The organism is Conyzicola sp. (assembly GCF_046714715.1).
Classification (GTDB): Bacteria; Actinomycetota; Actinomycetes; order Actinomycetales; family Microbacteriaceae; genus Conyzicola.
In genome coordinates this window covers 1-7,127 of the sequence record NZ_JBKKAD010000229.1, presented here as the reverse complement: position 1 = coordinate 7,127, position 7,127 = coordinate 1, and the positions used below count along the sequence as shown (strand labels likewise).

Below are 7,127 nucleotides of genomic sequence, written 5' to 3'. Positions count from 1 at the left end.
CCGGCCCGAAAGAGACCCGCGCCTGGACCATCCCGAAGGGTGCCAAGGCGCCCCAGGCCGCCGGCGTCATCCACACCGACTTCGAAAAGGGTTTCATCAAGGCCGAGATCATCGGCTTCGACGACCTGGTCGAGACCGGTTCGATCGCCGAGGCGCGCTCGAAGGGCAAGGCCCGCATCGAGGGCAAGGAGTACGTCATGCAGGACGGCGACGTGGTGGAGTTCCGTTTCAACAACTAGCGCCGCTGACAGATTTCTCGTCTACCCAACCGATCGACGTCGTCCCACTAGATTGGTGAAATGACGCCTGAAGAACATCGATTCAACGCGCTGGTGCTGATTTTTGCCAACCTTCAGCGCCTCATGGTCTTTCACAACGCGGTCGCGCTCATCAAGGGTAGAGAGCTGAATCCGGAGCTGCGTGCGCAGCTCACGTCCAAGCTGGACCTGCTCAACGAGGTCATGCAGCGCTCGAGCCAGCGTAGGGCAGTGGATGAGGCCGACATTGATGCTGTGCGCCCGGTAGCTACGTACCTCGAGCAGGAGATTCGCGCGTACTACGACACTGAGTTGGGAAGTGACTTGGGCACGCAAGCTGCGTTTGGTGCTGCAGCGGTGTTCGCTGCTTCATACCTTGGAGACGGCATCATGCATATGGGGCGGGTGTTCGGGCACGACGATTGGGTTGATCGCGAAATGCAAGACAAACCCACCTTCATTCAGCTGATTAATCAAGCTAACGGCACTGTCGGGTCGGCGGCCAGGTCGGAATTTCCGCCTGAGATTCGCGGATACATCGACCACCATGTTCGCGTCGCGCTCGGCGATCGCGACCTCGTGATGGCTCAGGTGGAAGGACTAACGACGATGTTGGATGGGCTGAAGTCGCCGCGGCCCGTCACAACGACATAGCGGGTTGGGCTACGGCGCGAAGGTCGGCCCGCGAAACCCTGCTTCTCCCCGTCGAAAATCTGGGACGCTCAGTCGGTCGAGCTAGAGTCGCTAGTCCACCACCGATCGAAGGAGCCACCATGCCCGTCCTCGCCATCATCGGAGCCGGACCCGGCCTCGGAGCGGCAGTCGCCCGCAAATTCGGTCGCGAAGGCTTCTCCGTAGCCCTGATCTCGCGAGACCAGTCGAAGCTCGACGCTATGGCAGCCGAGCTCACCGCGGACGGTGTTACCGCGAGCGGCTTCGCCGCAGATGTTCGTGAGCCTGCGGAGCTGGAAGGCGCCCTCGCGCGTGCTGCCGCCGAGTTGGGACCGATCACGGCTCTGCAGTACAGCCCGCTTCCGTCGCGCGACTACCTGAAGCCGGTGCTCGACCTGACGCCCGAACTGGCCCTGGAAGCGCTGCAGTTCTCCGCGCTCGGCCTCATCCACGCGGTGCGCGCGGTGCTGCCGGCGATGCGTGAGGCGGGGGACGGTAGCGTCATCCTGATCAACGGCGGAACCTCCGTGAAGGCACGCGCCGGCTTCGCGGGCACGTCGGTCGCGTTTCCGGCCGAGAGCGCCTACGGCGAGATGCTTCACGACGCCCTCGAGGGCGAGGGCATCCGTGTCGCCCAGCTCGTCATCCCCGGGGGCATTCCGCAGCTCGAACTGCCCAACGGCATCGACGACGTCGCCGACCGCATCTGGGGACTCCACGCGGAGGCGGGTCCGTTCCGCACCATGCTCATCCCGCTCGAGGACGGCCGGGAGTAAGACCCCGTTCAGCCGCGCAGGGCCCGCTCGCTGCCGGGCGTAGGGCGGCAGACGAGCACCGGGCAGGGCGCGGAGTGCTGCACGCGCGAGGCGGTGCTGCCCAGCAGGATCGTCGGGCTGAGACCCCGGCTGCCGGAGGCCATCGCGACAAGGTCGGCGTCGAGGTCTTCGGCGGCCCGGACGATCTCCTGGGCGGGGGAGCCGCTGCGCACCTGCTTGTGGATCTTCGGCCCCCAGCCGTCGAACTCGGCGGCGACGGTGTCGACCGCTGCTTTGGCGTCTTCGCGGAAGCTCACCTCGGTAAAACCGGGGGTCTTCTGCGGGCCCAGCTCGTTGGCGAACGGTGCCGCGGCGTACGGGCTGACCACCGCGACTATCGTCACGTCGGTGATCTCGCGGGAGTCGGCGATCCATTTGAACTGGCGGGCGGCGGCCAGGGAGGCTTGCGATCCGTCGGTGGCTACGATGGCGTGCACGATTCAGAGCTCCTTGCTCGCGGGCGGCGTCTCGACCTGCGTGGCTCGACCCGCACCGGCGGTGGGCGGCTTCTTCTTGCCGAAGAAGTTCTGCACAAGGTAGAGCACGAGGCCGACGGCCAGCAACCCTGCCACCCAGAACAGAGCGTCGGGGTCGTCGATCAGGGTGTAGGCCAGCACGGCGAGGTTGCCGATGATGCCCACGATCAACAGCGGGGTGTTCGCCCGGTAGGTATCACTGGTTTCGTCCGATCCGCGCAACTTCAGACAGGCAACAATCACCAGGGCGTAGATGAAGAGCAGGAAGACGACCGTGATCGTGGCCAGGCGATCGACGATGTCGAGTTGCTCGTCCTCCGGGATGCCGGCCTGGCTCGAGCGGATGGCCGCCCCGATCACCAGCAGGGAGCCGACGATCACGGCGCCGAAGATGAGCGCGACGTACGGGCTGCGCCTCGTGGGGTGCACCTTGGAGAAGACCCTCGGCACCACGTTCTCCCGGGCCATGCCGAACAGGATGCGGGACTGGGCGACCACCGTGACCAGCGTTGTGTTGCTGATCGCGATCATGGCGATGATTCCGAAGATGACCAGCATGATGCTCGCCGGTATGAAGAAGAGGTCGGCGCGGATGACCTCGAGCAGCGTATTACCTGCGAGGGTATCGATCGGTACGGCCAGGGCCGCGGCGATCGACACCAGCACGTAGACGACACCCGCGGTCACCATGCCCCCGATGAGGGCGCGGGGGTAGGCGTGGGACGGGTCGATGGTTTCCTCGGCCACATTGGCGGCGTTCTCGAAACCGGTCATCGCGAAGAACGCCAGCGAGACTCCCGCGAGCACCGCGAGAATCGCGGACCCGGAGCCGCCCTCGGTGTTGAACTGCAGAAGAACCGACGGGTCGTTGACGCCCTCCACCAGAGCGATGACACCGATGATCACGACGATGATGAGGCCGCTGATCTCGATGAAGGTCATGATGACGTTCGCCACCACCGACTCGGTGATGCCGATCAGGTTGATGATCGTGATCAGAGCGATGAACGCGAGAGCGATGAAGGTCGCCGCCCAGATGGCGTCCTCCGGCAGCCCGATGAGCCCGCTGAAGTAGCGCACGAAGCCCGCGGCGAGGGATCCGACGGCTGCCATGTTGGCGGAGAGCATGCAGATGGTGATGAAGAACGTCAGCGCCGGGCTGCGGAACGCCTTGTGGATGTACAGCGACGCCCCGGCGGCCTGCGGGTACTTCGTGACCAACTCGGCGTAGGCGAGGCCGGTGATCGTGGCGATTGCTACGCCGGCAAGGAACGCCATCCAGAACGCGCCACCCACGGCGGCCGCGACCAGACCCACGAGAACGTAGATTCCGGAACCGAGCACGTCGCCGACGACGTAGAAGTACAACTGTTTGGCCGTGATCGAGCGCTTCAGCTCACCGTGCTGGACAACGTGTGTTTCGGTCGGCATCACCATTTCGTCACGATAGGGCAATCGCACGACACGTCGGAGATATATCTTGCCCCTTGCGCCCGCCCGCGTAGGCGTGATTCCAACCTGCTCGATCGTTGCGCCGAACCCGCGTAGAGCGGGAAAATGGCGGCAGAGCCACCCCCCACTCGACGAGGAGAGCAGCCGCATGAGCGAAACGAAGAAAGACGCCACCGACGAGTCATCCGGAGTCTTCACCGCCGAGGAAAAAGCGGCGATGAAGGAGCGGGCGAACGAGGTCAAGGCCGAGAAGAAACGCGGCAAGGGCAAAGAGAGCGACGAGCAGGCCGTGCTCGCGAAGATCGCCGAGCTGACCGAGCCCGACCGATCGCTCGCCGGGCGTCTGCACGAGATCATCCTCGAGGCGGCTCCCGACCTCGCCCCCAAGACCTGGTACGGCATGCCCGGATACGCCAAAGACGGCAAAGTGCTCGTCTTCTTCCAAGGCGCGGACAAGTTCAAGACGCGCTACGCGACCCTCGGCTTCAACGACAGCGCGAAGCTCGACGACGGCAGCATGTGGCCGAACGCCTACGCGCTCACCGAGCTGACCACCGCAAACGAGGCGAAGATCGCCGAGCTGGTGGAGAAGGCCGCGCGCTAGGAATACCGAGGCCGTATCGGGCGTTGTCGCGAGCATGACAACGCCTCTCACGATCGGAATCCTCGGCGCCGGCAAGGTCGGCACGATCCTCGCCCGACTCGCCCTGCTGGCGGGCTACCGGGTTCTGATCGCGGGGTCTGGCAAGCCGCAGCGCATCAGCCTCATCGTCGACGTGCTCGCTCCCGGGGCGAAGGCCGTCAGCGGGGAGGAGGTAGCGCTGCTCTCCGACGTCGTGATCCTCGCGCTGCCGCTCGGCAAGCTGCACTCGGTGCCGGCGCGGGCGCTCGACGGCAAGCTCGTCATCGACGCGATGAACTACTGGTGGGAGACCGACGGCGCGCGCGACGACCTGCTCGACCCGCGCACCTCGACGAGCGAGATCGTGCAGTCGTCCTTATCCGGGTCGACGGTCGTGAAGGCGTTCAATCACATGGGCTACCACGACCTCGACGAGGGATACCGCCCCAACGGTGCATCCGGCCGCCGCGCGATCGCGGTCGCGGGCGACGACGTCGAGGCGGTGCGCGAGGTCGCGGCGATCGTCGACGCGCTCGGCTTCGACCCGCTGACCATCGCGAGCCTGGCCGACGGCGTGCTGCTTCAGCCGGGCAACCCGGCGTTCGGCGCGAACCTCTCGCTCGACGAACTGCGCGCGCTCGTCGACGCCTTCCCCGCCTCGGAGCAGGGGCGGGCGCTCGCCGAGGCGCGCGCTTAGAGGGCCAGCCGCATCACGATGCGGGGAATGCCGCCCGACGCCGAGTCGGTGTCCGCTGCCTTGCTGAATCCGGCGCGTTCGAACATGCCGCGCGTTCCCACGAACGCCATTGTCTGGTCGACCTTCTTCCCCGCGTTGTCGACCGGGTAGCTTTCGACTGCGGGGGCTCCGGATGCGCGCGCGTAGTCGACGGCGCCGTCGATGAGGGCGGCCGTGATTCCCTGCCCCCTGTGGCCGGGTCGCACGCGGAGGCACCAGACGGACCAGACCGGTAGCTCGTCGATGTGCGGGATCTTCCGCGAGTGCTCGATGGGATACAGGTCGCGGCGTGGGGCGACACCGGCCCAGCCGACGATCTCGCCATCCAGATGCGCGAGCACCCCGGGCGCGATCGTGCGCCGGGTGAGGGCTCGCACCCTGTCGGCGCGGGCGACGCCCACGAGTGCGCGGTTCTCCTTCGAGCCCGGGCGCCAGGAGAGGCACCAGCATACCGACGACTCGGGATTCTTCGGGCCGAGCATCGTCGCTATGCCGCCGAAGTCGTGGGCGGGTGTCACCTCGATCATGCGGTGATCTTAGAACGGTCATCCGTTGGGGTGAAGACCTTACGTTCTGCCACCAGCACGATCGTGACAGCGGCGGCGCTGACGACGAAACCGAGCGCCGTGAGCGCGGTGAACTGCTCCCCGAGCAGGATCGCGCCCGCCACGGCGGTTGTCGGCGCGACGGCGAAGAGCAGAGCGTTGAGCGAGGTCACGCCGATGCGCCGAATCAGCCACCAGTAGAGGGCGTAGGCGGCGAGCGACGGCACGAACGCGGTGAAGGCGGTCGTCGCCCAGAAGGCGGCGGAGGTCGGCGGTGCCGCATTTCCCGTCGCCAGAGCAACGACCGCCAGCACGGCGACGACCACCGCGACGTGGATGGTGAGCGTCGTGAGGATCGGTAGGTCGTTCGGCCTGCGCCGGTCGACGAACGTGGCCGCGATCAGGCACAGCATTGCGAGGGCGGGCAGCGCGTAGGCGATGGGCGGCGCCTCGCCGCCCAGCTGCGAGCCGACGACGAGGGCGACCCCGACGGCCCCGAGTGCGAGGCCGGCCCAGGATGCGTCGCGCACCCGCAGCCCGAGGATCGGGCCGACGAGGGTCGCGACGACCAGCGGCTGCACGGCGTCGATCAGCGCCGTCGTGCCGGTGCTGATTCCCGCGGCGACCGACGCGTAGACGAAGACCACGTAGCCGAGCTGCGAGAACGCGCCCACGGTGGCCTGCCGTCGGAGGTCCGCGGCGCGCAGGCCGCGCAGGGCCCCGGTCGCGGCGCAGGCCGCGATTAGAACGACCGCCAACATCAGATACCGCCAGAGCAGGAGCGTCCACATCGACCCGTCGACGGTCGCCACCTTCGCCGCGACGAAGCCCGAGCTCCACGACAGCACGAAGGCGACGGCGGCGACCGCGGTGATGGCGCGGCGAGGTATACAGATCGGTGTAGTCATTGGTCTGACTATACAGGTCGGTATACTCGAGCCATGACCGCTCCCGTGCCGCAGCTCGCCCCGCTCACCCCCGCCGCGCGCCGCGTGCTCGATGCCGCGAGCATGCTGTTCTACGAGCGCGGTATCCACGCGGTGGGCGTCGACACGATTTCCGAGGCCGCTGGCGTCTCCAAGAAGACCCTGTACGACAGGTTCGGATCGAAGGACGCCCTCGTCGTCGCCTACCTGCAGCATCGCGACGCCCGGTGGAGGGCGCATCTCGATGTGGCTCTCGCGGCTGTACCCGAGCCGGGTGTCGCCCGCGTGCTCGCCGTCTTCGACGCCGCGATCTCGTGGAGCGACGACAACAGCCCCAAGGGGTGCAGCGCGATCAACGCGCGGGCGGAAGTGAGCGACGACGACGGCGCGCAGTCCGTCTTCCCCGAGGTGACCAGGCAGAAGGTCTGGCTGCTCGACCTCTTCGCCGAGCTGTGCCGCGAGGCAGACGTCGCCGACCCGGTCGCTGCGGCGCAGACCCTGACGCTGCTCTACGAGGGTGCGATCGTCACCGTCGGCATGCACACCTTCGCCGAGCCGTTCGAGCTTGCGCGCACGGTCGCGCGCCGGCTCCTCACCCCGTGAAATGACGCGTTTCCGGCTGGATG

The 7,127-nt window shown here is 66.9% G+C and carries 10 protein-coding genes; 6 read left to right on the top strand and 4 right to left on the bottom strand.

The window, feature by feature from the left end:
- The 3 genes from ACLQ6X_RS17860 to ACLQ6X_RS17850 form a co-directional block, all read left to right on the top strand.
- A partial coding sequence (locus ACLQ6X_RS17860) for a DUF933 domain-containing protein (protein ID WP_411701495.1) occupies window positions 1–239 on the top strand: 239 nt, incomplete at its 5' end.
- A 60-nt stretch (window positions 240–299) separates the two neighbouring features.
- Complete coding sequence (locus ACLQ6X_RS17855; protein ID WP_411701494.1) at window positions 300–911, top strand: hypothetical protein; 612 nt, start codon at window positions 300–302, stop codon at window positions 909–911.
- A 119-nt stretch (window positions 912–1,030) separates the two neighbouring features.
- Complete coding sequence (locus tag ACLQ6X_RS17850) at window positions 1,031–1,705, top strand: SDR family NAD(P)-dependent oxidoreductase (RefSeq protein WP_411701493.1); 675 nt, start codon at window positions 1,031–1,033, stop codon at window positions 1,703–1,705.
- An 8-nt stretch (window positions 1,706–1,713) separates the two neighbouring features.
- Here ACLQ6X_RS17850 and ACLQ6X_RS17845 read toward each other — a convergent pair whose 3' ends face one another.
- The gene (locus ACLQ6X_RS17845) at window positions 1,714–2,181 is read right to left on the bottom strand and encodes a universal stress protein (protein WP_411701492.1); all 468 of its coding nucleotides are present in this window, start codon (window positions 2,179–2,181) and stop codon (window positions 1,714–1,716) included.
- A 3-nt stretch (window positions 2,182–2,184) separates the two neighbouring features.
- Window positions 2,185–3,651 (bottom strand): APC family permease, encoded by a 1,467-nt coding sequence (locus tag ACLQ6X_RS17840; protein WP_411701491.1) that lies wholly within the window; start codon window positions 3,649–3,651, stop codon window positions 2,185–2,187.
- Between the two features lie 169 nt (window positions 3,652–3,820).
- Here ACLQ6X_RS17840 and ACLQ6X_RS17835 point away from each other — a divergent pair, with 169 nt between their 5' ends.
- Entirely contained in the window at window positions 3,821–4,276 is a 456-nt protein-coding gene (locus tag ACLQ6X_RS17835; protein ID WP_411701490.1) for an iron chaperone, read from the top strand.
- 34 nt (window positions 4,277–4,310) lie between these two features.
- Window positions 4,311–4,991 carry an NADPH-dependent F420 reductase gene (locus ACLQ6X_RS17830; RefSeq protein ID WP_411701489.1) on the top strand — a complete coding sequence of 227 codons (681 nt, stop codon included), beginning with the start codon at window positions 4,311–4,313 and terminating at the stop codon, window positions 4,989–4,991.
- Here ACLQ6X_RS17830 and ACLQ6X_RS17825 read toward each other — a convergent pair.
- Both ACLQ6X_RS17825 and ACLQ6X_RS17820 read right to left on the bottom strand, forming a co-directional pair.
- On the bottom strand, window positions 4,988–5,557 hold the full coding sequence (locus tag ACLQ6X_RS17825; RefSeq protein WP_411701488.1) for a GNAT family N-acetyltransferase: 570 nt from the start codon (window positions 5,555–5,557) through the stop codon (window positions 4,988–4,990). The two genes, ACLQ6X_RS17830 and ACLQ6X_RS17825, sit on opposite strands and share 4 nt — an antisense overlap.
- Entirely contained in the window at window positions 5,554–6,483 is a 930-nt protein-coding gene (locus ACLQ6X_RS17820) for a DMT family transporter (RefSeq protein WP_411701487.1), read from the bottom strand. Before ACLQ6X_RS17820 ends, ACLQ6X_RS17825 begins: the two co-directional genes overlap by 4 nt.
- Before the next feature lie 33 nt (window positions 6,484–6,516).
- On the opposite strand from ACLQ6X_RS17820, the gene ACLQ6X_RS17815 reads away from it, so the two are divergent.
- A complete protein-coding gene (locus tag ACLQ6X_RS17815) occupies window positions 6,517–7,104 on the top strand; it encodes a TetR/AcrR family transcriptional regulator (RefSeq protein ID WP_411701486.1) in 588 nt (195 codons plus the stop codon).
- The last annotated feature ends 23 nt before the right edge of the window (window positions 7,105–7,127 follow it).

What these genes read in the sequence shown, in the direction of transcription:
- ACLQ6X_RS17825 (WP_411701488.1), bottom strand. Translation starts at nt 5,557, where the DNA reads ATGATCGAGGTGACACCCGCCCACGACTTCGGCGGCATAGCGACGATG.
- ACLQ6X_RS17850 (WP_411701493.1), top strand. Translation starts at nt 1,031, where the DNA reads ATGCCCGTCCTCGCCATCATCGGAGCCGGACCCGGCCTCGGAGCGGCA.
- ACLQ6X_RS17830 (WP_411701489.1), top strand. Translation starts at nt 4,311, where the DNA reads ATGACAACGCCTCTCACGATCGGAATCCTCGGCGCCGGCAAGGTCGGC.
- ACLQ6X_RS17835 (WP_411701490.1), top strand. Translation starts at nt 3,821, where the DNA reads ATGAGCGAAACGAAGAAAGACGCCACCGACGAGTCATCCGGAGTCTTC.
- ACLQ6X_RS17840 (WP_411701491.1), bottom strand. Translation starts at nt 3,651, where the DNA reads ATGCCGACCGAAACACACGTTGTCCAGCACGGTGAGCTGAAGCGCTCG.
- ACLQ6X_RS17855 (WP_411701494.1), top strand. Translation starts at nt 300, where the DNA reads ATGACGCCTGAAGAACATCGATTCAACGCGCTGGTGCTGATTTTTGCC.
- ACLQ6X_RS17815 (WP_411701486.1), top strand. Translation starts at nt 6,517, where the DNA reads ATGACCGCTCCCGTGCCGCAGCTCGCCCCGCTCACCCCCGCCGCGCGC.
- ACLQ6X_RS17820 (WP_411701487.1), bottom strand. Translation starts at nt 6,483, where the DNA reads ATGACTACACCGATCTGTATACCTCGCCGCGCCATCACCGCGGTCGCC.